The 22302-nt window shown below is 68.0% G+C and carries 22 protein-coding genes and 1 pseudogene; 14 read left to right on the top strand and 9 right to left on the bottom strand.

The window, feature by feature from the left end:
- Positions 1–114 precede the first annotated feature (114 nt).
- Both MOM01_RS10355 and MOM01_RS10350 read left to right on the top strand, forming a co-directional pair.
- Positions 115–468, top strand: a complete 354-nt coding sequence (locus MOM01_RS10355) for a DUF1801 domain-containing protein (RefSeq protein ID WP_241385334.1) — start codon at positions 115–117, stop codon at positions 466–468.
- Between the two features lie 136 nt (positions 469–604).
- Positions 605–1870, top strand: a complete 1266-nt coding sequence (locus MOM01_RS10350) for an alpha/beta hydrolase (RefSeq protein WP_241385333.1) — start codon at positions 605–607, stop codon at positions 1868–1870.
- 14 nt (positions 1871–1884) lie between these two features.
- Here the strand turns inward: MOM01_RS10350 and MOM01_RS10345 are convergent, their stop codons facing one another.
- Both MOM01_RS10345 and MOM01_RS10340 read right to left on the bottom strand, forming a co-directional pair.
- Entirely contained in the window at positions 1885–2268 is a 384-nt protein-coding gene (locus tag MOM01_RS10345) for a hypothetical protein (protein ID WP_241385332.1), read from the bottom strand.
- 60 nt (positions 2269–2328) lie between these two features.
- Positions 2329–2886 carry a TetR/AcrR family transcriptional regulator gene (locus tag MOM01_RS10340; protein WP_241385331.1) on the bottom strand — a complete coding sequence of 186 codons (558 nt, stop codon included), beginning with the start codon at positions 2884–2886 and terminating at the stop codon, positions 2329–2331.
- 215 nt (positions 2887–3101) lie between these two features.
- On the opposite strand from MOM01_RS10340, the gene MOM01_RS10335 reads away from it, so the two are divergent.
- Positions 3102–4112 (top strand): ABC transporter permease, encoded by a 1011-nt coding sequence (locus MOM01_RS10335; protein ID WP_241385330.1) that lies wholly within the window; start codon positions 3102–3104, stop codon positions 4110–4112.
- A 168-nt stretch (positions 4113–4280) separates the two neighbouring features.
- On the opposite strand, the gene MOM01_RS10330 is transcribed toward MOM01_RS10335, so the two are convergent.
- Positions 4281–5081, bottom strand: coding sequence for a hypothetical protein (locus MOM01_RS10330; protein ID WP_241385329.1), 801 nt, complete (start codon positions 5079–5081; stop codon positions 4281–4283).
- 75 nt (positions 5082–5156) lie between these two features.
- The gene (locus MOM01_RS10325; protein ID WP_241385328.1) at positions 5157–6161 is read right to left on the bottom strand and encodes a pseudouridine synthase; all 1005 of its coding nucleotides are present in this window, start codon (positions 6159–6161) and stop codon (positions 5157–5159) included.
- Between the two features lie 69 nt (positions 6162–6230).
- On the opposite strand from MOM01_RS10325, the gene MOM01_RS10320 reads away from it, so the two are divergent.
- Positions 6231–7496, top strand: coding sequence for an MFS transporter (locus MOM01_RS10320; protein ID WP_241385327.1), 1266 nt, complete (start codon positions 6231–6233; stop codon positions 7494–7496).
- 9 nt (positions 7497–7505) lie between these two features.
- Here the strand turns inward: MOM01_RS10320 and MOM01_RS10315 are convergent, their stop codons facing one another.
- Positions 7506–8384, bottom strand: coding sequence for a hypothetical protein (locus MOM01_RS10315; RefSeq protein ID WP_241385326.1), 879 nt, complete (start codon positions 8382–8384; stop codon positions 7506–7508).
- A 78-nt stretch (positions 8385–8462) separates the two neighbouring features.
- Positions 8463–8729 carry a helix-turn-helix domain-containing protein gene (locus tag MOM01_RS10310; RefSeq protein ID WP_241385325.1) on the bottom strand — a complete coding sequence of 89 codons (267 nt, stop codon included), beginning with the start codon at positions 8727–8729 and terminating at the stop codon, positions 8463–8465.
- 93 nt (positions 8730–8822) lie between these two features.
- Here MOM01_RS10310 and map point away from each other — a divergent pair, with 93 nt between their 5' ends.
- The 4 genes from map to MOM01_RS10290 all read left to right on the top strand — a co-directional run bounded on the left by map (position 8823) and on the right by MOM01_RS10290 (position 11813).
- Positions 8823–9602 (top strand): type I methionyl aminopeptidase, encoded by a 780-nt coding sequence (map, locus tag MOM01_RS10305; protein WP_241385324.1) that lies wholly within the window; start codon positions 8823–8825, stop codon positions 9600–9602.
- Positions 9603–9661: 59 nt separating this feature from the next.
- Positions 9662–9958 carry an FmdB family zinc ribbon protein gene (locus MOM01_RS10300; RefSeq protein WP_308196980.1) on the top strand — a complete coding sequence of 99 codons (297 nt, stop codon included), beginning with the start codon at positions 9662–9664 and terminating at the stop codon, positions 9956–9958.
- Between the two features lie 25 nt (positions 9959–9983).
- Positions 9984–11237 (top strand): formamidase, encoded by a 1254-nt coding sequence (gene fmdA, locus MOM01_RS10295; protein ID WP_241385323.1) that lies wholly within the window; start codon positions 9984–9986, stop codon positions 11235–11237.
- Between the two features lie 87 nt (positions 11238–11324).
- Positions 11325–11813, top strand: coding sequence for an FBP domain-containing protein (locus tag MOM01_RS10290; RefSeq protein WP_241385322.1), 489 nt, complete (start codon positions 11325–11327; stop codon positions 11811–11813).
- A 14-nt stretch (positions 11814–11827) separates the two neighbouring features.
- Here the strand turns inward: MOM01_RS10290 and MOM01_RS10285 are convergent, their stop codons facing one another.
- Positions 11828–12412: a helix-turn-helix domain-containing protein gene (locus tag MOM01_RS10285; RefSeq protein WP_241385321.1), complete on the bottom strand. Its 585-nt coding sequence runs from the start codon at positions 12410–12412 to the stop codon at positions 11828–11830.
- 48 nt (positions 12413–12460) lie between these two features.
- Between MOM01_RS10285 and MOM01_RS10280 the strand changes: the two genes are divergently transcribed.
- From MOM01_RS10280 to MOM01_RS10270, 4 genes and pseudogenes are all read left to right on the top strand, one after another.
- Positions 12461–13351 (top strand): class I SAM-dependent methyltransferase, encoded by an 891-nt coding sequence (locus MOM01_RS10280; RefSeq protein WP_241385320.1) that lies wholly within the window; start codon positions 12461–12463, stop codon positions 13349–13351.
- A gap of 225 nt (positions 13352–13576) precedes the next feature.
- Positions 13577–14083 (top strand): annotated as a pseudogene (locus MOM01_RS23095) (cation:proton antiporter domain-containing protein); the annotation flags it as partial.
- 23 nt (positions 14084–14106) lie between these two features.
- Positions 14107–15285 (top strand): cation:proton antiporter domain-containing protein, encoded by a 1179-nt coding sequence (locus tag MOM01_RS23090; protein WP_308196979.1) that lies wholly within the window; start codon positions 14107–14109, stop codon positions 15283–15285.
- An 86-nt stretch (positions 15286–15371) separates the two neighbouring features.
- A complete protein-coding gene (locus tag MOM01_RS10270; RefSeq protein WP_241385319.1) occupies positions 15372–16391 on the top strand; it encodes an alpha/beta hydrolase in 1020 nt (339 codons plus the stop codon).
- Here MOM01_RS10270 and MOM01_RS10265 read toward each other — a convergent pair.
- Together MOM01_RS10265 and MOM01_RS10260 are read right to left on the bottom strand one after the other, a co-directional pair.
- Positions 16381–17094 (bottom strand): type 1 glutamine amidotransferase domain-containing protein, encoded by a 714-nt coding sequence (locus tag MOM01_RS10265; protein WP_241385318.1) that lies wholly within the window; start codon positions 17092–17094, stop codon positions 16381–16383. The genes MOM01_RS10270 and MOM01_RS10265 overlap by 11 nt on opposite strands.
- 138 nt (positions 17095–17232) lie before the next feature.
- The gene (locus MOM01_RS10260; protein ID WP_241385317.1) at positions 17233–18192 is read right to left on the bottom strand and encodes a ferritin-like domain-containing protein; all 960 of its coding nucleotides are present in this window, start codon (positions 18190–18192) and stop codon (positions 17233–17235) included.
- 339 nt (positions 18193–18531) lie between these two features.
- Between MOM01_RS10260 and MOM01_RS10255 the strand changes: the two genes are divergently transcribed.
- Positions 18532–18891: a hypothetical protein gene (locus MOM01_RS10255; RefSeq protein WP_241385316.1), complete on the top strand. Its 360-nt coding sequence runs from the start codon at positions 18532–18534 to the stop codon at positions 18889–18891.
- Between the two features lie 116 nt (positions 18892–19007).
- Positions 19008–22301, top strand: coding sequence for an exodeoxyribonuclease V subunit gamma (recC, locus tag MOM01_RS10250; protein ID WP_241385315.1), 3294 nt, complete (start codon positions 19008–19010; stop codon positions 22299–22301).
- Position 22302: the final 1 nt, after the last annotated feature.

Here is a 22302-nt window from a genome sequence, read left to right as displayed (position 1 = left end):
GTGAATCATTGCGGAGAGGCCTGAGCAGTCAGGACATGTCCCGATGGAGTGCGGCGTTTCGATACGCCACTTCATTCCGCTGATGCCCGGCATCGGCCGAGGAAAGGACATGACATGCCGTCGAAGGACGAGAAGAACCTGGCGCAGGTGCTCGACAAGATTTCGAAGACGGACGAGCCGCGGCGGGCGATCATGCAGCGTGTGCACGACATCATCATGGCTGCGGCGCCCACCCTGAAGCCGCGGATCTGGTACGGAATGCCCGCCTACGCGAAGTCCGCCGGTGCCCCCGCGCTCCTGACGCTGCGCAACGACGAACGCGTGAACCTCGCGATCACCGAGAAGGCCGATTTCCGACCTGCAGGCGGGGCGGACGGGGCACTGATGCCCGCGGCGTGGTACCTCGAGACCGTCGACGACGACACCGAGAAACGCATCGCCGAGATCGTTCGTTCGGTGGTCGAGTAGTTCGGTCGCGCCCCTCCTTGACCCGCAGGCGGATGTTCCGGAGGGTCGGCTCGGCTTCCGCGCCGCGTCGGACGTGCCGAGTCTCGATTCCCGGCACAGCTGCTCCCACGACGGTCTGTCGTGGTTGAGTGGAGGTATGGCTTCGCTCCTGGCAGCCGGGTTCCGGGTGGTGGCGCGCCGGGCCGCAGGCCGTCACGGTCACGCGGTGAGGCGACCCATCGGTGACGACACCGGCGGACAGTTCCTCCTCACCTATGTCCGGACCGGGCCACGCGGGGGAGTGCCTGTTCTCGTCCTGCCGGGCGGTCCGGGCCTTGCTTCCGTGCTGCCCTATGTCGACCTGCGGCGTCGCACGAGCCGTGAGGGGCTCGACATCGTGATGGTGGAGCATCGCGGTGTCGGATTGTCGCGCCGCGACGAGCACGGTGACGATCTGCCGAGCGAAGCCTTCACGATCGGCAAGGTCGTCGACGATCTCGTCGCGGTTCTCGACGATGCCGGTATCGAGCGTGTGGTCGTCTTCGGGTCGTCCTACGGGACCTATCTCGCGCAGGCCTTCGGGGTGCGTCATCCGCATCGGGTCGCGGGCATGATCCTCGATTCGCCGATGCTGTCCGTCCGGGACGATCACGAGTTGTCGCGCGCATACCGGCGGGGTCTGTTCCTCGACGGTACCGATCGTGAGCTGGCACCGGTCGCCGATGCCGTGCGTACCGCGCTCGCACGCGGTGTGCCGTCGAGGGAGGTCGGCGCGGTCGTGCAGATCGCATACGAGTATGCGGGTGCCGACGTTCTCCGACAGTTGCTCGTCGGCCGGAGCAACGGACGGTTACGGCGGATCTGGAACAAGCTCGCGAAGTCGGGCGCGGTCGTGACGGACGATGGGGGGACACCCTTCTTCTTCGAACCCGATCTCGTTGCGCGAATCGCGTTCCGCGAGCTCGGATACGGGCTGCCGCCCGATGGCGGGTTGCTCGACCCGCAGGAGTTGTTCGTGGAGGCCGCTGCACGTAATCCGGACTTCGTGGCGGAACCGTTCGACTTTCCCTCGCAGATAACGCAATTCTCGTGGCCCACCGCGGTGATCTCCGGTGATCGCGATCTACGGACGCCGCCCCCCATCGCAGAGAAGATCGTGGATCTCATCCCGGACGCGGTGCTGATCTCCGTCCACAGGATGGGGCACAGTGTGCTCGACGCTCATCAGCTCGCGGCGGTGTACGTGGTGAAAATGATGGTGCACAACGGTTTCTGCCCTCCGGAGATCGCGGAGCCCCATATCGCCGAGCTACCCCGCCGGGGAGTCGCCAACATCATGCGACGGGCGATCGTCGCGGCGGTCCTCCTCGGACGGTGGGCTGCCGCAGTGGTGTCCCGGCTTCCGTTTCGCGAACACGCGTGACGCGGTGGTGCGATCTACGTCCGGTCGGGCTTTTCCGAGGCGGCGGCGAGGTCCTGCCACGCGCTCACGGCAAGTGCGAACGACCAGGCGCTCCACATCCGCTCGGGGCGCGACGGTGAGAGTGCATTCGCTGCGGTTCCGAGGATGCCGATCGCGACGCACCCGCGGCCGATCGCTCGCCTGACGCGAGGGTGGGTGCGGTGTGAGGCGAGGGTCGCGGCGCCGGCGGCGTACGTGAGCGACGCTGCTGCGCTCGCGACGCGCAACCGTCCCGGCAACGTACCGCTGTGCTTGCCGCTGTACGACGCGCGCCCCCACGGCGCGCCGGCGGCCAGCGCCGCCTGGAACGCCGACATCGTGACGAGTAGGAGCGGTGAGAGGCGCGCGACGGTGTTCACGGCGCCGATTCGAACACGCGCCGGGTAGGTCCGCAAGGCTGTCCCGCTCACGTGTTCGGATCACGCAGGGCGCATCCCCGCCAGGACGATCGACACCATTCGCGGGACCAGATGCGGGGTAGCTGCGCGGATCGCGTCCGGGAGGGGGCGGGTGATCAATCCGATCGTGAGGATCAGTTCCAGCGCGTCGATGTCGGCGCGCACGATTCCGGCGGACCGAACCGCGTCGAGCAGCTCTTCGACACCGGCGAGCGTCCGGGCTTGGGCATCTCGCACCGTCCCGGAGATCTCGTCCGTCACGAACTCTGCGAGGGTGGCGGACAGGGCACCCAGATCGAGGTCGACCAGTCGCTGCACGTAGCCCGCCCATGCGGCTTCGGGCGACGACCCCACGGTGTCCAGTGCGTCGGCGCACGCACGTCGCATGTCGGCGAGGATGGCCAGCGCGACCTCGTCCGCCAGTGCGGCTCGGGAGTCGAAGTTCCGGTAGAGGGTCGCGATCCCCACCCCGGCGGCCTCGGCGACGGCTTCGAGCGCGACGTTGCTTCCGTGAGCGGCGAACAGCCGACGTGCCTCCTGAATGATCAGCTGACGACGTTTCGCGGCATCGGAGCGCATCGGTCGCCTCCTTCCGGTCGCGGGTGTGAGGAACTTCGCTTGACACCATCATATTAACCGGAGGAATATACTCCGGTATAAGTGGAGGAAAATTATCCATTTAGTCGATTCGGATAAGGACAGTATCGATGGCAGGCGCCAGTAGAACGGCAATTCCCGACGCGAGTGGGCGGGCCACCGCTCGCCCGCTTCATCCCGCACTCTCGGTGGCCGGGATGACCTTGGGGTTGGGGGTGATCCTGGTCCTGTTGCTGTTGGTCTTCATCATGCCGTCGCTGAAGAGCGGACCACACGATCTGGCGGTGGGAGTCGTCGGAATCGGTTCGGCAGCAGACGGATTCGAGGACGAACTCGAGTCGGCTGCGCCCGATTCCTACACGCCGCAGCGCTTCGGCTCGGAAGAGGAACTGAAGGAGGCGATCGGCGACCGCGACGTCGTCGGAGGGTTCGTCGTCGACGAGACGGGCATTCGCACGCTGGTCGCCGGGGCCGGCTCGACCGCCATCTCCGGCGCGCTCACCGGGACCGCCGAGGCCGTCGGCCGGGTGATCGGGGCGGGGGTGTCGGTCGAGGACGTCGTACCGCTGCCGGAATCCGACCCCACGGGCATCGGTATCGGAGGGCTGGCCTTCCCCCTGGTGTTCGGCGGGATCGTGCCGGTCGTCGCCTTCCGTAAGGTGCTGCCGCGCAGTGACGCCGGATACCTGACCGGACTGCTCGTCTTCGCTGCGGTCGGGGGGCTCGTGGTGGCTTCGGTCCTCATGTTCGTCTTCGGCAGTATCGAATCGGCCTTCCTGCCGGTCGCGGCGGCGATGGCCCTGGGGATCGCGGCGCTGGCCCTTCCCCTCGCCGGTCTCCAGAAGGCCTTCGGCACCAAGGGCTTCACCCTCGGCGCGATGGCCATGATGTTCCTCGGTAATCCTCTCGCCGGTATCTCCACGACATCGGCATGGCTTCCGTCCGGGCTCGGCGTGTTCGGGCAGATCCTTCCCCCCGGTGCGGCAGGAACCCTCGTGCGTTCGGCCGCCTACTTCGACGGCGCAGGCGGACTCGTCGCGCTGCTGACGCTCGTCACCTGGATCGTCGTCGGGCTCCTGCTGTACGCGGTCGGTATGCGACGTGCGCGAGCGGCGGGCACAACGGACGATCCCTCGTCCGACCGAGATGCCTCGACCCCGACGACGCTTCCGGTCACCGGTGATGTTCGGCAGCGAGCCGCCGATTGAGTTCGGCGGAAGCTGCCGCGACCCGTTTCGCCGCAGCCGCGACACGCGTCTTGTGTTCTCGCCGGTTCACCGGTGCGTCGCCCGTCCCACCTGCGTCGGATCCGTGCTGTGGCCGGTCGTGATCCTCGGTAGTCATGCCCCGCAGTATCCGCCGTCGGTACCCCGCCGTCACCCCTCGTTCACGACGGGGCCCTCGCGGGCGCTCGGTGTGAGATTGTGCATCACTGCGTTCCCGAGGATGCCCGCGGCGATCATTCCGACTCCGAGGCCGGCGGGTAGTGCATCGGTGACCCACCCGAAGATTCCGACGACCAGGACGAAGGTGGGCAGCCAGTCGACGAGTTCCAGAAACGACGGGCCGGCCTCGGGACTGCCCTGCGCTGCAGATTCCTTCGCGGGGGCGTAGTCGGGGTAGAACTCGGTGAAGGCGACCGCGAAGAAGATCGCGGCCAGCTGGAGGATCCAACCGGTCCAGAAATCGTTCGGGTCGTCCGTCACGGCGATACCGATCGCGCCGACGATCGCAGAAAATGTGAACGCCCCCGCCCAGACTGCGGAAATCACGTAGTTGATCTTCATGAACAGAGACGACGTCCAGTACTCCTCGGGGGTGTCCTCCTTCGCATACGGAAGCGTGAACGGCCTGCGGGCGATCAACGTGCCGACGACGAACAACGCCAGAGCGATATTGGTGAGTTCACCGGCCCAGGTCTCCATCCAGGCGATGACACCGTCGGGGGCGAACAATCCCACTCCTGCCAGTACGACGAAGAAGGATGCGCCGAAGATGTCCAGGACGTGGATCGTGATGCCGCGACGCGAACCCACCCACATCGTCATGAGGACCAGACCGAGCGCGAAGCACACCGCTTCCTCGAATCGTCCCGGTGACGACAGAACGGACATGAGGATCCACGGCGCGATGCCCGAAAACGGCGACCGGAGGTAGCCGTCGACGACTTTCCTCATTCACCCAGCGTATTGCGCGCGACGGGGGTTGTACGGATTCGGTGGCCGAACTCGTGGTTCCAGCGTGAAAACGCGCTATTGCGAGGTTCTTTCACCGGACGTGAGGACGTCCGGGACAGGCGCCTCGGACAGGATCCGGCGGGTGGTGAACCGCCGTGTCCGTCCCGACAACGGATCGGTGAATTCCAGTTGCCGCGCCAGTAGTTGCAGGGGGAGGGAGTGGTCGTCCGGTGCCTCGGGGAGCAGCTCGGGATACCAGCGGTCGCCGAGGATCCCGATACCGAGCGCTGCCAGGTGTACTCGCAGCTGGTGCATTCGTCCGGTGTGCGGACGCAGCAGGGTGTGCAGCACGGCACGTCCGGATCCGCTCACGCCGGCACCGAGGACCTCGACCTCCGTCTCGGAGTTGGGTTCTCGGGTGTCGTCGACGACCACACGCAACTCACCGCGTCGCGCCTCGATGTGATTGCGGTAGCGGACGGGCACCGGGTGTCCGGCGAGTTCCGGTGCCGCCGGGTCCCACTCGGGCGGCCGTGCCGATACCGCCTCGTACACCTTGGTGACCCGACGCTTCTCGAACAGCGACTGGTATGCACCCCGCGTCGCGGGACGGGCCGAGAACATCACCAGGCCGGCGGTCGCGCGATCGAGCCGATGGATCGGCGTCAGATCAGGATTGTCGAGGCGCGTCCGCAACCGGACGAGGGCGGACTCGCGCAGATATCGTCCGCCCGGGGTCGTGGGGAGGAAGTGCGGTTTGTCGATCACGACGAGATCGTCGTCGACGTACAGGATCTCCTCGTGGAAGGGCACCGGTTCCTCCACCGGCAGATCGCGGTAGTACCAGACGAAGGTGTGCGCGCCGAGCGCGGTGCCGCGGCCGACCGGCCGGCCGTCGATATCCACGATCTCTCCGTCGTCGAACCGGCGGTAGAGATCGTCGGAATCCAGATGGTCGAACCTCGCGACGACGAACTCGGCGATCGTGGCCCACGGACCGGACGTCGGAACGCGCAGTCGCGTGGGTCCGACCCCGTTCTTCACGGGCAACGGTGAGGGCATCGGCACGGGCACCATCATCCCATCGGCCGTCCTCGGCGCCGCCCCGCGGGGTGAGCCGGCAGGCAGGTGGTCTGCCACGATGTCCGCATGAGCGTCGCCGCCCGGTTGGGCATCCCGTCCGGCACCCTGGCCTTGCTGACGGCCTTGTACTTCGCCCAGGGTCTGCCGTACGGGTTCTTCACCCAAGCACTTCCGGTGGTGCTCCGCGAGTCCGGTTTCTCGTTGATCGCGATCAGCGCGACGGGTGTGCTCTTCGCACCGTGGGCCCTGAAGTTCCTGTGGGCGCCCTATGTCGATCACTACGGGACCAGGCGGCGATGGTTGCTCTCGCTCCAACTCGCGGCATCGGCGGTGTCGCTGGGGCTGGCGTGTCTCGACCTGTCGTCGACACTGCGGTGGTTGCTCGTCGGCATCGCAGTGATCAATGCATTGTCTGCGACCCAGGACGTCGCGACCGACGGTCTGGCCGTGCAGCTGCTCTCACCGAAGCAGCGCGGGCTGGGCAACGGTATCCAGGTCGGCGCCTACCGCATCGGGATGATCGTCGGTGGTGGAGCATTGCTGTGGGTCTTCTCCCTCGCCGGTTGGCGCAGCCTGTTCCTCGCGATGGCGATCTTGCTGGTGCTGACCACGATTCCGGTGTGGTGGCTGCCGCGAACGGAGAGGCGGGATGCGCCGCCGCGGGCGCCGCGGAAGGCGGCGCGGATGGCGGCGGGATGGTGGGTGCGTCTGCGCCGGCCCGGGATGCTCGCGTTCATCCTGCTCATCGGCGGATTCAAGTTCGGCGATTCGATGGCGTCGTCGATGGTGGGCCCGTTCATGTCCGACTCGGGGCTCACCCTCGGGCAGATCGCGCTCGTCAAGGGGGTGCTGTCCTCGGTGGGCGCACTGGGGGGAGCGGCGCTGGGCGGGTGGCTGTGCTTTCGTCGCGGCCGTCGCCAGGCCCTGCTGATCGGCGGCGCCACCCAGACCGCGAGCCTCGCGCTGTACGTGATCGCCTCGCTCGGATACGGCGGATTCGGGCTCATCGTCTCCGCGAGTCTCGCCGAACACGTCCTCGGTGGTGCCGCGACCGTCGCGGTGTTCACCCTCATGATGGATGCCGCGGACAAGGACCATGCGGGCAGCGATTACACCCTGCTCGCGTGCGCGATCGTCGTGGTGCAGGGGGTGGCCGGGTTCACTGCGGGGGTCGTCGGCGAGGTGTTCGGTTATCCCGCGCTGTTCGGCACGAGCCTCGTGTTGTCGGGCATCGGATGTGCCGTACTGCTGGCGGTTGTCGATCGCGGAGCCGGACCGAGTGGTGTCCGCACGGTCTGGGCCACACCCGGACGAGAACTCCAGGCCGGATGATCCCGGCGCTCAGCGCGACCAGTACTGCAGCATCGGCTCCTCGGCGAGCAGCGTGGACCCCTCGGTGATGACGAGCGAGCTCGGCGAAATGCGGTACTGCACTCCCGCGTTCGTCGCAGCGAAGCCGTCGCCCGAGGGTGCGGGGTCGTCGATCTCGATCGCCGCTCCGTCCTCGGGGCGCACGCCCTTGTAGTAATACCGTCCGGCTCCGGTCTCGCACACCACGACGAGCGACGCGGTGGTCCGTCCGATGACGACCGCCGGGTTCGTGTGGTTGCAGCGCGCCGCGGGCACGCCGACGAAACCCTGGGCGTCCGTGTCGCCGGAGACCGGCGTGGTCGGTGCGGGTCTTGCCGGTGGGGCCGGTGCAGGATTGCCGGTGGCCGTCAGTTCGAGATCCTCGATCCGCAGTGCCACATCGCCGGGCAGGATCGTCACGTAGCCGGTGCCTTGCACGACGCTGTTGGCGATGATGCACGCGAAGTCGCCTGTCAGGCACGACAAGCGTTCCCAGTATCCACCGACCGAACTCGTCGGACGTATCGCGTACTCGCCGGGGTCGATGTCCACGCCGACCTTCAGGGTCCCGTCGGTCGGGAATCCGCTCGGAGCTGCCGGAGCGCTCGTCTGCGGTTGCGGTGCCGCAGATCCGGGAGGTGTCGCGGTGACGGTGACGGTCGACGCGGAGGGGCTCGCAGCGACGGGGTCCCCCGGGCCCGGATCGGACGAACGGGTCAGGACGATGATCAGAGCGGCGACTGCGGCGAGGACGGCCACGAGAAGTGCGCCTCCCACGAGCCACGGCCATAACGGCCGGCGCGGCGGAGGGGCGGGCCACGGGGGCGGAGTGCCGGGACCGTATCCGCCCGGCGGGGGCTGCATGGACATCCCGGTCCCTTCCTGTCGCGGCATTTCGAAGGGATATCGCTGTCGGCGCCTCCGGCCGTTACGGCACGTGCGGGTCGGCTACCCGGTGTGCTGTAGGTCCGTCCGGGGGAGGGACAGCTCGGCGAGTTCGTCGAGAGAGACGGGCAGTACTCGTGCGAGGGCGGCGACGATCGTGAATGCCGGGGTCGCCAGGCGCCCGGTCTCGATCTTGCGGAGGGTTTCGGGTGAGATCTCCGCCGCCTGCGCCACTTCGGCGAGCGTGCGGCTTCCTCGCGCCTCGCGCAGCCGTCGTCCGAGGCGCTTTCCGGCAGCGAGCTGTTCGGGGGTCAGGGGGAGTCGCACCATGACGAGCAGTCTATCCGGTCTCGGTATGAAAATACCGACCTCTGCGTTAGGGTGGTATTTAAATACCGTTCGATGATTCGTAGGAGTGCACCTGTGCTGGAACTGAAGACCCGCTCGGAGATCGCGGCGATGGACGTGACCGGCACGTTCGTCGCGGAACTGCTCGACGACCTCGCCGGTCGCGCCCGGCCGGGCGTGAATCTGCTCGACCTGGAGGGGCGCGCGCGGGAGCTGATCGCCGAGCGCGGTGCCGTGTCGTGCTATCTGGACTACGCACCCTCCTTCGGGCGCGGCCCGTTCCGCAACGTCATCTGCCTGTCGGTCAACGATGCGGTGCTGCACGGACTCCCGCACGACTACGTGCTCCGCGACGGAGATCTGCTCAGCATGGACATCGCCGTCTCGATCGACGGATGGGTCGCGGACTCGGCCCGCAGCATCATCGTCGGCGCCGAACGTCCCGAGGACAGGCGTCTCGTCGAAGCGACCGAAGTCGCGCTGGCGGCAGGTATCGCCGCGGCTCTTCCCGGCAACCGGCTGGGCGACATCTCCGCGGCGATCGGTGCTGTCGCGCACGACTACGGCTATCCCGTCAACACCGAGTTCGGAGGGCACGGGCTCGGCCGCACCATGCACGAGGACCCGCACGTGCCGAACACGGGGCGCGCGGGCCGGGGCCTCGTGCTGCGCCCCGGACTGACGCTCGCACTCGAACCGTGGCTCGCGGCGGGAACGGACAGGATCGTCTACGACCCAGACGGCTGGACCATCCGTTCGGCGGACGGATCACGTACGGCGCACAGCGAACACACGATCGCGATCACCGAGGACGCACCACTGGTGCTGACGAGCCGGGAGCGCGTGACCGCATGACTCACCCCACGGAGCGTGCGAAGGTCGGTTAGGGTCGAGACACCGACGCGTGAAGGGCGATGCCGATGCCGCTGTACGAGTTCCGGTGTGACGAATGCGGTCCCTTCGACGTCTCCCTGCCCATGAGCGAGGTCTCCGCCGCGGCACCGTGCCCGAGCTGCGCGCAGCCGGCCCGCCGGGCACTCACTCCGCCCCGCCTCGGACGGGGCGGTTCGACGGCGGCGCGCCTGCACGACGCGACGGCACGTACCGCCTCCGAGCCCGGCCTCGTCTCGGGTGCCCTGCCCGGTGCGCCGCGACGCCCGTCGCGGCCCGTCACGACCGACCCTCGGCACCGATCGTTACCCCGACCCTGATCCGACGCTTCCCAGGAGGTCCTCCGTGCCCGACGTCGTGTTCCCCCTCGATTCGACCCGCCGGTTCACCGATCAGGAGAAGATCGGGCACAACCGCTGGCATCCCGACATCCCGCCCGTCGCGACCGTGAAACCGGGTGACTCGTTCCGGGTCCACTGCCGCGAATGGTTCGACGGAGAGATCCACAACGACGATTCCGCCGACGACATCCGCAACGCCCCGTTGCACATCGTGCACGCGCTGTCGGGACCGTTCGCGGTGGAGGGAGCCAAGCCCGGCGATCTGCTGATCGTCGACATCCTCGACATCGGCGCGATCCCGCAGGAGGATTCCGGTCCGCTCGCCGGGCAGGGATGGGGATATACGGGCATCTTCGCGAAGACGAACGGCGGGGGCTTCCTCACCGACCAGTTCCCCGACGCCTACAAGGCGATCTGGGACTTCTCCGGTCAGAAGGCGACGAGCCGGCACGTTCCGCACGTCTCGTTCACAGGGATCGTGCATCCCGGGCTGATGGGCACGGCGCCGTCGCACCGGTTGCTGTCCACCTGGAACACGCGCGAGGCCGCCCTGATCGCGACCGACCCCGATCGCGAGCCGGCGCTCGCCCTGCCGCCCGAACCGAACGGTGCCATTCTCGGCAGTCTGTCCGGGCCCGATTTCGACCGGGTCGCCGCCGAGGGCGCGCGAACCGCCCCACCGCGGGAGAACGGTGGCAACCAGGACATCAAGAATCTCACCAAGGGCAGCCGCATCTTCTATCCGGTCTTCGTCGACGGGGCGAACCTGTCGGTCGGCGACCTGCACTTCTCCCAGGGCGACGGTGAGATCACCTTCTGCGGCGCCATCGAGATGGGCGGTTTCATCGATCTGCGGGTCGAGTTGATCCCCGGCGGGATGGAGACCTACGGAGTCACCGAGAACGCGATCTTCATGCCCGGCAACACCGACCCGCAGTACTCCGAGTGGCTCGCGTTCTCGGGTACCTCGGTGACGCTCGACGGCGAACAGCGTTATCTGGATTCGCAATTGGCGTACCAGCGGGCCTGCCTGCACGCCATCGATTATCTGACGAAATTCGGTTACAGCCCCGAGCAGGCCTATCTCCTGCTCGGTGCCGCGCCGATCGAGGGCCGGCTGTCCGGCGTCGTCGACATCCCGAATTCCTGTGCCACGGTGTATCTTCCGACGGCGATCTTCGATTTCCCCGTCACACCCACCGCGGCCGGTCCGGTGCAGATCGATCCGGGTATCGGAGCACCGCGCTCCTCGGCGTGAGCACCGGGGAAAATCGATTGTCCGATGCGGCGGGTGGGCGTACTGTCCGTGAGTCTGTTGCATGTGCTCACGAAAGGTCGCCCGGACATGGACCCCATCACCGAACGGGATATCAGAGCGTCGTTCGTCAACTGCTCCAAGGGTGACGCGAAGCGGTTGCCGGTTCCTCGCGACCTCGACGAGCGGCCCTGGGACGATCTCGACTTCCTCGGCTGGACCGACCCGTCCTTCCCGGGCCGCGGCTACATCGTCGTCCCGCGCGGCGACGACCTCGTGGGTATCGCCCTGCGATTCGAGCAGCAGGGCTCCGGAAAGTCGCAGATGTGCACGGTCTGTCTGACCACGCACACCAAGGGCGGCATCGCACTGATGACGGCGAACAAGGTGGGCGAATCGGGGCGAGCCGGCAACGCGGTCGGGACCTACATGTGCATCGACCTGGCCTGTTCGCTGTACGCGCGCGGCAAGAAGAAACCCGCGCTGGGAAGCCGGTACCGCGAGGATCTCGACGCCGACGGGAAGGCCGAACGCGTCCGTGTCAATCTCGGTGCCTTCGTCGACCGGTTGTACGCCTGAGCGATTCGGGGAGGTCAGCGCGCGCCGGTGTTGCGCAGGTGGGCGCGCTCTCCGTTGTGGTCGAGAATCGTGAGGATCTCCACCACGCCCTCGTGTGCGGTGATCGCGTGCGGCGTCATCGTCGAGAACTCCGCGGCATTGCCCTCGTGGATGAGGATCGTGCGCTCGCCGAGCTGGAGTCGCGCCGTTCCGGAGAGCACGGTGAACCATTCGTGCCCCGGGTGGACGGGGAGCGCGTCTGCCGGCATCGCGTCCTGCCGTGCGATCCGCATCTTGGCGATGGTGACGCCACCCAGTGAGCGCTCCCTCGACAGCAGCCAGGTCGTGTAACCCGGCGTGTCGCACGCTTGCGGCCGGATCACCACGTCCTGATCGCCGCCGGATTCGACCAGCTGGTCGATCGTCGTGTCGAGCGCCCTCGCGATGGGGACGAGCTGGTCGAGGGCGATCCTGCGCCGGCCCGTCTCGATGCGGCTCAGATTGGACGGGCTGATGTGGCACCGGGCGGCGAGGGCGTCGAGAGTCCAGCCCCGCGCGAGGCGCAGGCTGCGGATGCGTTGCCGGATGAGCTGGTCGAGATCCGACGATTCTTGCTCCATAGGCAAAAGTATATGCCGGAATCGAATGATCGCGCTTAGCGTGGAAGCATGCACCATCACACTCACCACGCCCCGCGCCACCACCCTCACGACCATCGACCGGACGGCGAATCGATGGCGGAGGTGCTGGACCTCGACGCGGAGATGCACAAGGGTTATGTCGAACAGTTGCTGGGCGGGATCGCCCGGCAACTCGCGCGGGAACCGCGCACCGTCCTCGACATCGGTGCCGGGACGGGGGCGGGCACACTCGCTCTGGCACGCCGGTTCCCCCACGCGGAGGTCGTTGCCGTCGACCGAGCGCCCGAGATGCTCGCCCGGATCCGGAAGGCGTCCGAGCGCAACGGTTTCGGCGACCGCGTGCACACCGTCGAGGCCGATCTCGACGCGGGGCTGCCGACCGTCGATCCGATCGACCTCGCCTGGGCGGCGCTGTCGCTGCACCACGTCGAGGATCCCGATGCCCTGCTGCGGCAGTTGTTCGAGGTGATGGAACCCGGCGGGACGGTGGTGATCACCGAGATGGAGTCGCAGCCACGATTCCTGCCGGACGACATCGGGATCGGCACACCGGGCCTGGAAGCGAGGTGTCACGCTGCCGCCGCTTCGCGCGGATGGAACCGCTACCCGGACTGGAGCGACACCCTTCTCCGCGCCGGCTTCGAGATGGTGGAGAAGCGACACGACGAGCTCGGTGTCGACGTGGACGACACCGCACGGCGTTACGCCCACGCGGTACTGGGCCGGATGCGCGCCGGGTTCGAACCGGCGCTGTCCGGCGAAGACCGCGACACGCTGGACCTGCTCACCGGTCACGGACCCGAATCGGTGCTGCACCGAACGGATCTGGTGGTCCGCGGAGACCGCACGGTGTGGATCGCACGAGCGGCGAAGACACACGGCTCTGTGATGACACACGGCTCTGTGATCCGACCATGACCTCCTCGTCTCCGGCACCGGGCGATCTGCCCGCATCCATCGGTGCACCCGCGACACGCGCGCTGCACGGTGAGGGATCGAGACACTCGACGAGCTTGCCCGGCGGACGAAACGGGAGGTCGCGGCGTTGCACGGGGTCGGCCCGAAAACAGTGCGCATCCTGGAGGAAGTACTCGCCGAGCGGGGACTCGCCTTCACCGGATAGGACGGCGCCGAGCGAGCACAATGACCCGAATGGATCCGACTCTCGTGGCAGTGGTCGGTATCGCGGGCATCGTGAGCGTGGCGGCGTTCTCGCAACGACTCGGATTGGCGGCACCGCTCGGCCTCGTAGTGGTCGGAGCGGCACTGAGTTTCGTCCCGAGTGTCCCCGATGTCGAGATCGAGCCGGAGCTGATCCTGACCGTCATCCTCCCGCCACTGCTGTACTCGGCGGCCCTGAACATGCCCGCCCAGGATTTCCGGCGGAACGTCAAAGCCATCGGCGGACTCGCGGTCCTTCTCGTCGTGGTGACCACGGCCGGCGCGGCCGCCCTGTTCCACCTGCTCATCCCCGATCTGGGATGGGCCGCCTGTTTCGCGCTCGGTGCCGTCGTCAGCCCGACCGATGCCGTCGCGGCCACCTCGGTGGGCCGTAGGCTCGGTCTGCCGTCACGGTTGCTGACCGTGCTCGAGGGTGAAGGGCTCGTCAACGATGCGTCGGCGCTGGTCCTGCTGCGCTCGGCGATCGCTGCGATGGCGGGAGCGGTATCGCTGTGGCACGTGGCCGGCGACTTCCTCTTCTCGGTGGTGGTGCCACCGTCATCGGCATCGTCAACGTCCGGATTCGAGGATTGTTCGAGGACAGCGTGTTCAACACCGCAGTCTCGTTCATTCTCCCGTTCGTCGCTTTCGTACCGGCGGAGGAGTTCGGAGCGTCCGGCGTGCTGGCCGTGGTGGTCACCGGCGTGGTCACCGGCGTGGTCACCGGGCATCTCAGTCCGAGACATCTGCGTGCCGTCGATCGTGTCACCGAAGCACTCAACTGGCGGACTGTGTCCTTCCTGCTCGAATCCGCCATCTTCCTGCTCATGGGGTTGAGCCTCGAACACCTGCTCGACGAGGTCGACGAGGCAGGGCTCCCGAGCGGGCACGGTCTGGCGATCGGCCTCATGGCAAGCGCGTTCGTCATCGTGGTGCGCATGCTGTTCGTGGTGCCGCTCGTCGCCGTCCTCGAGCGGGACGAACGGAGAGCGGCCGAGATACGGCCCGTGCTCGCGCGCCGCAGGGAGAAGCTCGCGCGGCACTACGCCCACGTGAAGGTTTCTCACCGACGCAGGGCACACATCCGCCGGCGGTTCGACCGGGCCGCTGCAGACGCCGATTTCCTGGTCACGGAGACCCTCGGATGGCGCGGGGGAGTGGTGCTCGCGTGGTCCGGTATGCGCGGTGCCATCACCCTCGCAGCAGCCCAATCCCTGCCGGTCGACACTCCCTATCGCGCCGAGCTGATCCTCATCGCGTTCGTCGTGGCCATGACCACCCTCGTTCTTCAGGGGGCGACCCTGCCGATGGTGATCCGACTCGTGAGGATCCCCGGTGACGACGAGGAGCGCCTGCGTTCCGAATACGGCAATCTGCTTTCGGTGCTGGCCGAATCGGGGGACAAGGCCCTCACCGCTGCGGCCCCGGAGGCGGAACCCGACGTGGTGGAGCGTGTCCGGTCGGACAGCCTGATCGGCACGCACGAGGAGATCGGGTCGTCGCCGGATCCGGAACACGACGAACAACGCGAGCAGTACATCCGGTTGCGCTTGCTCACCATCGCCGCCGAACGCGAGGCGCTGCTCGACGCACGGTCACGCGGTACCTACAGTTCGCAGACCCTCGGTGCGGCTCAGCGACGCCTGGATCTGGAGGAGGCCAGATTTCAGGCACTGAGCGAGGAGCGGTGAGGTCCGACGGGCCACATCCTGCGGTGTCGTCTGACATGATCGTCCGATCCGGACTCATCGGGTACGTGAGCGGGTAGGAGTCGAAGGTGTCGGAGCGCGATACGGACAAGCCGCGACTGCGCATCCGACGGTGGGGCCTACTGGCCTTCGCCGTCGGGATCGTCGTGGAGGTGGCCGCGTTCGTCTTCACGCCGGTGCCCGGGGCACTGGTGGTGCGACGGGTGTTCGACCGCGACGCGCGACGGCAGACGAAGGAACTCGCCGCGCACGCGCCCCGGACCGACCTCGTCGCAGATATCCCGTACCGGCCCGGAGACCGCGATGCCTTCCTCGACGTGTACACCCCGCCCGGTACGACCGGGGCCCTGCCGACGATCGTGTGGACCCACGGCGGTGCCTGGCTGTCGGGTCACCGCACGAACTATGCGGGCTACTACCGCCGGCTGGCATCGGCGGGATTCACCGTGGTCTCCCTGGGCTACTCGCTCGCGCCCGGCCGCCGATACCCGACTCCGGTGCAGCAGAGTGCCGCCGCCCACGCCTTTCTGCTCGAACACGCCGAAGAGCTGCACATCGATCCCGGGCGGATCGTGCTCGCCGGTGATTCGGCCGGTGCGCAGCTGACCGCACAGATGGCCCTCGCGATCACCGATGCGGATTACGCGTCGGCGATCGGGATCGACCCGCCGCTGGACGCGCAGCAGGTCCGCGGGGTGGTTCTCGACTGCGGGCTGTACGACGTCGCGGCCCTCGAAGGTGGGCAGGGTTTGATCGGCTGGGGTATCGAGCAGGCCATGTGGGCGTACACCGGTGCCCGGAACTACGCCGCCTCCGAGGCTGCCCGGCAGATGTCGGTCCTGCATTCGGTCACCGAGAACTTTCCCGCCACGTGCATCACCGGAGGTAACGGCGACCCACTGACGGCCACCCAGTCGCGGCGCCTGGCACAGAAGCTGGTGGGTCTCGGGGTGGACGTGGACCTGATCTTCTATCCGGACGACTACGAACCCGAACTGGGACACGAGTACCAGTTCGACCTGTCGACCGTCGCTGCGCGGGCCGCCCTCGACCGGACGATCGACTTCGTCCGCAAGGTCACGACGTAGAACTCGCAGGCAGTTCGGCGACGACGAGTTCGGCCAGTGGACGGGAGGACGCCGGATTCTGGCCCGTGTACAGGACGCGGTCGGACACCACGTGGGGTTCCCAGGCGTCGGCGGACAGGAAGACCGCTCCCGCCTCCTGGAGGCGGTCCTGCAGCAGCCAGGGAGCCTTGTCGGCCAGTCCTGCCTGTACCTCCTCGATGTTCGTGAAGGCCGTCAGCCGGTACCCCTCGAACAACCAGCGACCACCGGAGTCGAAGGCCGGCAGCAGCGCCGCGGGGGCGTGGCACACCATCGCGACCGGCTTACCGGCCTCGACGAAGTGCCGGACGAGCTCACCGAAACGTTCGTCGACGGCGAGATCCTCCATCGGGGCGTGGCCACCGGGGGTGAACAGCAGGTCGAAATCGTCGGCGCGCTGGTCTTCGAGGACTGCGGCTCCGGCCAGTACCGGCTGCAGCTTCTCGAGGGAATCCTTCAGAGCGGCTGCGCGGTCCTCGCCCCCTGCGGCATCCGGTTCGAGGCTGGCCTGATCCACCACAGGCGTACGGCCGCCGGGACTGGCGACGGTGATCTCGTAGCCGGCCTCGTCGAAGACGGTGTAGGGCTCGACGAGCTCCTCCGCCCAGAATCCGGTGGGATGGCGGGTTCCGTCCTGCAGCGTCCAATGGTCGGCGGCGCTGACGACGAACAGGACACGGGTCATGGATGTCTCCTTCCGGGGAACGTACGGATCGCGTACCCGTTAGGGGTAGGGCCGACACGGGTGTTCGGACGACGATCGCCGGGCCCTGTGACGGACCCGGCGATCATGTGACGGATGTATCGGTGACCGGACGGCCTGTCAGACGCCGACCACATCCTGGGCGATGGCCGCCAGACGGGTCTGGGCGGCGGAGATCACGCCGTGCCGTGCCTTGTGCGCCTCCTCGTAGGCGACGATCGCGCGGATGTCCGCCGGTTCGGTCAGGTCCTTGACCGCCGCCACGGCCTTCGGGACGGTGAGCTCGTCGTAATCGCGGATCGGCAGTTCCTCCGAGGTGAGGATCCCCGAGGCGCTGCGCGCCTTGTGCAGGGCCTCGGCAGCGCCGTCCGCACCTTCGCGGCGGGTCACACGTTCGGCGGTCTCGAGTGCCGCGTCGCGCGAGGCACCGATCGTCTTGGCCGCCACATCACCGGCGTGGGCGCCGCGCGAGAGCAACGATTCGATCCGGGGACGCGTTGACCGGGCGACATCGATCGCACGGTCGATTCCGCGCGTCGACCAGGTGACGGGCGTGTTGACCAGTCGCACCGCAGCGCCGGCTGCGGCCTGCAGCGGTGTCCGGCGCAGTGCGGCGGGGCCCCCGAGGGCTTCCTCCGCGATGACGGTGGTGAGCCATTCCACCGTGGCGGTGTGCGCGGTGATCAAGCGGTCCGCCAGCGACACGACGGACTTGTGCCCGCCCGCGGTGGCCAGTGCCTTCACATATCGGGCACGGTCGAGCAGCTGGTGCTCGAGGGCCAGATCGGACAGCAGTGCTTCGTCGAACGGCTGTGCCTGCTCGGTGAGGGTCTTCACCATGATTGCCGCTCGGCCGATGAACGGCCCGACGACATCGGGTAGCCCGCCGAGTTCGCGGATCGCTTCCTCGATGGCGACCGCACGGATGCGGCAGTTCTCGGCGTTCTCGGTCAGCTCCTTCCGCACCGCTTCGGTGCGTGCCTGAGCGACGCGGGTCTCGGCGACCTGGGTCTCGGCGTGGGTCAGTTCGTGGAGTGTGCGCAACTGGGTGAGCAACGCGGGCGTACGGTTCTCGGTCATCGTGCGTTCGCCTCCTTCGCACTGGAAGAGTCGGTGATCTACCGACGAATGCACATCGATCGGAAGACGACGTGACAACTGTCGGCTACCCGGCCCCCGGAGCTGCTAACGTTGATGTGACTCACAACACACTAGTCGGTCGGGTTCGATGCTGTAGTGATCACCCGACGCACACCAGTCCCTTCGGTACCGGTTTGGACCGGTTACTCACGGGGAAACATTCGGAGCACACATCGACTGTGAGAGATCGAGGCCGAGGCGTGCGGTCCGCGGGTATTCCCCGGGATCCGCGACCAGGAGACGGCCGTTCATCAGCAAGACGAAAGCGGGGACGACACGATGACCACGGCAGCACCCGTCATGGCCCCGACAGTGACTTCCGCACCGGTGGCGCCTCCGGCCCCGGTATCCGTACCCACTCCCACCCCAGCACCTACTCCGCCCCCGGCAGTGGCCACCGCCGCCCCGGCCCCCACCGTTCGGGCGCCCGCCGTCCCGGCGGTGGACGAGAGTTCCGCCCCGGCCGATGTGGAGATTCCTGCTCTGCTCGAGCATCCTGTCGCGGGCACGGTGGTGTTCGTCGTCCTCGCCCTGCTCGGTTGCGTCGTCGCGGGAGCGGTCGCCGGCTCGTTCGTGGCAGGCCTCGCACTTGCCGGGGTGGTCGGGGGAGTGACGGCCGTTCTCGTCGCTGCCCTCTAGCCCCCTTGTTCACGCGGACGCTCCCGGAACGCTCGCGACCTGCGGTGCAGTCGCCTGTCCGGACGGTGTGATAAGCCGTACCGGACGAAACGAGCGACGACGAGGGAGATCGACGCGTGCTGATACTGCACCGTGCCGAGCGCACCGGCATCCTGGCGGATGCGCTTGCCGAGGTGCTCTCGAAACCCCTCGACGATCCCTTCGCGCGGGAGGTCGTCGCGGTGCCCGCACGAGGCATCGAACGATGGCTGACCCAGCGGTTGTCGGGGATGCTCGGCTCCGCCGCGGGCGACGGGGTGGCAGCGAACATCGATTTCCCGTCTCCCTCCCGCCTCGTCGACGAGGCGCTCGCCGCTGCCTCGGGAATCACCCCCGAAGACGACCCCTGGCATCCCTCCCGGATGCTGTGGACGCTGCTCGAGGTGATCGACGAGAGTGTGGGCGAACCCTGGTGCGCGACTCTGGCCCGGCATCTCGGGCACGGAGTCGATGATCACCGGGTGGGTCGCCGATACGCCACGGCGGCGCATCTCACCGAACTGCTGCGTCGTTACGGACTCGAACGTCCCGGGATGATCGCTCGCTGGGCTGCGGGCGACGACGCAGACGGTACCGGGGCGCCACTCGCCGGTCATCTGCGCTGGCAGGCGGAATTGTGGCGGCGCCTGCGGGCACGTATCGGCGTCGACGGCCCCTCCCAGCGACTCGGGGAGTTGTGCGCCCGCCTGCGGAGTGATCCGGACGTCGTCGACCTGCCCGAGCGGTTTTCGGTCTTCGGCCCCACCCGCCTCGCCACCGTCCGCCTCGAGGTGCTCTCCGCGCTCGCGCACCACCGCGACGTGCACATCTGGCTTCCGCATCCGAGTCCGGCGATGTGGCGCGACCTGGCCGAACCCCCCGCGTCGCCGCGACGCGCCGACGATCACAGCGCACTCGCCGTGCGGCATCCGCTGCTCGCCGCGCTCGGCCGCGACGTACGCGAACTCCAGATCCGGCTCTCCGGGCTCGAGTACACGGACGTCGTCCACTCGTCGCCGCAGACACCGGAGACCCTCCTCGGCCGGTTGCAGGCGGATCTGCGCGACGACCGGGCACCGGAGCCGGCATCGGCCGAACCGGACGGGACCGTCGAGATCCACGCGTGCCACGGCCCCACCCGGCAGGTCGAGGTCCTCCGCGAATGCCTGCTGCACCTGTTCCGCGACGATCCGACCCTCGAGCCCCGCGATGTCATCGTCATGTGCCCGGACATCGAGGCCTACGCCCCGCTCGTGCATGCAGCCTTCGGAGCCGAGGTAGGCACGCACCCGGGGCACACTCTCCGCGTCCGCCTCGCCGATCGCGGCCTGCGTCGCACCGACCCGGTGCTCGCGGTGGTCGCCGAGTTGCTCGCTCTCGCCGACGGGCGGGTCACTGCCAGCGAGGTACTCGATCTTGCCGCCTCCGCACCGGTGCGCCGGAAGTTCGGATTCGACGACGACGCCCTCGAACGCCTGCAGGAGTGGACGGCGGAGACGGGTGCGCGCTGGGGACTCGGTTCGTGGCAGCGGAAGAACTTCGGCCTCGGCGACTTCATGCAGAACACCTTCGGTGCGGCGCTCGACCGCATCCTGCTCGGCGTGGCCGCCGACGGAACGGACGGTGAATGGCTGTCCTTGTCGCTGCCGCTCGACGACGTCGACAGCAACGACATCGACCTCGCCGGCCGATTCGCCGAGTACATCGACCGCCTGACGGTCGTTCTGCTCAGACTGCGCGGACCGCTCCCCGCCGCGCGGTGGTCGGACGAACTCGCCTACGGAATCGACCTGCTCACCGATGTCGCCCCGGCGGACGCCTGGCAGCTCACCCGTGCACGCCGGGAGATCGGAGAGGCGGTGGAGCACGGTGGCGACACCCGGTTGTCCCTGAGCGATGTCCGTTCCATGCTCGCCTCGAGGCTCGCCGGGCGCCCCACGCGATCGAACTTCCGGACCGGAGAACTCACGGTGTCCACCATGGTGCCGATGCGGTCGGTGCCGCACCGTGTGGTGGTGCTCCTCGGGCTGGACGACGATGTCTTCCCGCGTACCGCGCACGTCGACGGCGACGACGTCCTGACGCAGAATCCCTGTGTGGGCGAGAGGGATCCGCGCAGCGAGGACCGACAGCTACTTCTCGATGCCCTGATGGCGGCGGAGGAGCGGGTGCTGTTGTTCTACACCGGCGCCGATACCGTCACCGGCGCGGCGCGCCCCCCTGCGATCCCGCTCACCGAGGTGCGCGACGTGGTGGCGACGATGACCGGCGCCGACGTCGCCGACGACCGGATCGTACGGCGACATCCGTTACAGCCGTTCGACCCTCGCAACTTCCGTGCCGACGCTCCGTTCGGCTTCGATACCGCCGCGCTCGCGGGAGCCCGTGCGGGGCAGGCGGGCTCGGCGAAAAGTGAACGATCGCGCCTGCTCGTCACGGAGGATCTTCCGGATCCGGAGCGCAAGGATGTCGATCTCGACGAACTCGTCGCCTTCCTGACGCATCCGACCCAGGGATTCCTCCGGCAGCGTCTCGGATTGCGTATCCCCGACACCGATGAAGGCATCTCCGACGCGCTCGACATCGAACTCGACGGTCTCGCCCAGTGGCAGCTCGGCGACCGCATGCTCGAAGCACGCCTGGCGGGAATGTCCGCGGGCGCCTTCCAGGACGCGGAATGGCGTCGCGGCACGCTTCCGCCGTTCGCGCTCGGCAGGAAGGCGCTCGACGCCGTGAGCGACAACGTCGAACGTCTGGTGCACGCCTGCGCCGGGGTTCATGTGGGCCGGGCCCGCACCGTCGACATCCGGGTGGATCTCGGAGGCGGACGCCGGCTCACCGGCACCGTGGGAGGCGTGTACGGGGAGGTACTGGCCCGGAGCACCTACTCCCGGTTGTCACCGAAACATCGCCTCGAGGCGTGGGTGCGATTGCTCGCCGTTGCTGCCTCGGGCCATCCGGGTGAATGGCGTGCGGTGACCACGGGGCGCAGCCGCTCGCGGTCCTTGCCGGCCTGGCGCTCGACCCTGAAACCCCCGGCCGACGCCGCCGGTGTGCTCGCCGCACTCGTCGATCTGCGCGACCGAGGGTTGTGCCGCCCGTTGCCGCTGGTCACGGGAGCATCGGCCGAGTACGCAGACCGGCGCTACCGCGGAGATTCGGTGGAGATGGCGCTGTCTGCCGCCGCGAAAGCGTTCGGGGGCTCGTTCGGCGACGGGAAGGACCGGCACGTGACGTACCTGTACGGGCAGGGCGTCACGTTCGGGTGGCTCACCGCCGACACCCCGCAGAGTGCCGAGGCCTCCTGGTTCGACGACCCGAGTCGGTTCGGTGTGCTCGCGCGCCGGTTGTGGGAACCCCTGCTCGCCGCCGAGAGTCAGGGCCGCCCGTGAG

It is taken from the genome of Rhodococcus sp. CH91 (assembly GCF_022554085.1).
Lineage (GTDB): Bacteria > Actinomycetota > Actinomycetes > Mycobacteriales > Mycobacteriaceae > Rhodococcus.
This window is presented reverse-complemented; position numbering and strand designations above follow the sequence as displayed.

Coding starts and splice junctions, on each gene's coding strand:
- MOM01_RS10355 (WP_241385334.1), top strand. CDS start 115: ATGCCGTCGAAGGACGAGAAGAACCTGGCGCAGGTGCTCGACAAGATT.
- MOM01_RS10350 (WP_241385333.1), top strand. CDS start 605: ATGGCTTCGCTCCTGGCAGCCGGGTTCCGGGTGGTGGCGCGCCGGGCC.
- MOM01_RS10340 (WP_241385331.1), bottom strand. CDS start 2,886: ATGCGCTCCGATGCCGCGAAACGTCGTCAGCTGATCATTCAGGAGGCA.
- MOM01_RS10335 (WP_241385330.1), top strand. CDS start 3,102: ATGACCTTGGGGTTGGGGGTGATCCTGGTCCTGTTGCTGTTGGTCTTC.
- MOM01_RS10330 (WP_241385329.1), bottom strand. CDS start 5,081: ATGAGGAAAGTCGTCGACGGCTACCTCCGGTCGCCGTTTTCGGGCATC.
- MOM01_RS10325 (WP_241385328.1), bottom strand. CDS start 6,161: ATGATGGTGCCCGTGCCGATGCCCTCACCGTTGCCCGTGAAGAACGGG.
- MOM01_RS10320 (WP_241385327.1), top strand. CDS start 6,231: ATGAGCGTCGCCGCCCGGTTGGGCATCCCGTCCGGCACCCTGGCCTTG.
- MOM01_RS10315 (WP_241385326.1), bottom strand. CDS start 8,384: ATGTCCATGCAGCCCCCGCCGGGCGGATACGGTCCCGGCACTCCGCCC.
- MOM01_RS10310 (WP_241385325.1), bottom strand. CDS start 8,729: ATGGTGCGACTCCCCCTGACCCCCGAACAGCTCGCTGCCGGAAAGCGC.
- MOM01_RS10300 (WP_308196980.1), top strand. CDS start 9,662: ATGCCGATGCCGCTGTACGAGTTCCGGTGTGACGAATGCGGTCCCTTC.
- MOM01_RS10290 (WP_241385322.1), top strand. CDS start 11,325: ATGGACCCCATCACCGAACGGGATATCAGAGCGTCGTTCGTCAACTGC.
- MOM01_RS10285 (WP_241385321.1), bottom strand. CDS start 12,412: ATGGAGCAAGAATCGTCGGATCTCGACCAGCTCATCCGGCAACGCATC.
- MOM01_RS10280 (WP_241385320.1), top strand. CDS start 12,461: ATGCACCATCACACTCACCACGCCCCGCGCCACCACCCTCACGACCAT.
- MOM01_RS10265 (WP_241385318.1), bottom strand. CDS start 17,094: ATGACCCGTGTCCTGTTCGTCGTCAGCGCCGCCGACCATTGGACGCTG.
- MOM01_RS10260 (WP_241385317.1), bottom strand. CDS start 18,192: ATGACCGAGAACCGTACGCCCGCGTTGCTCACCCAGTTGCGCACACTC.
- MOM01_RS10255 (WP_241385316.1), top strand. CDS start 18,532: ATGACCACGGCAGCACCCGTCATGGCCCCGACAGTGACTTCCGCACCG.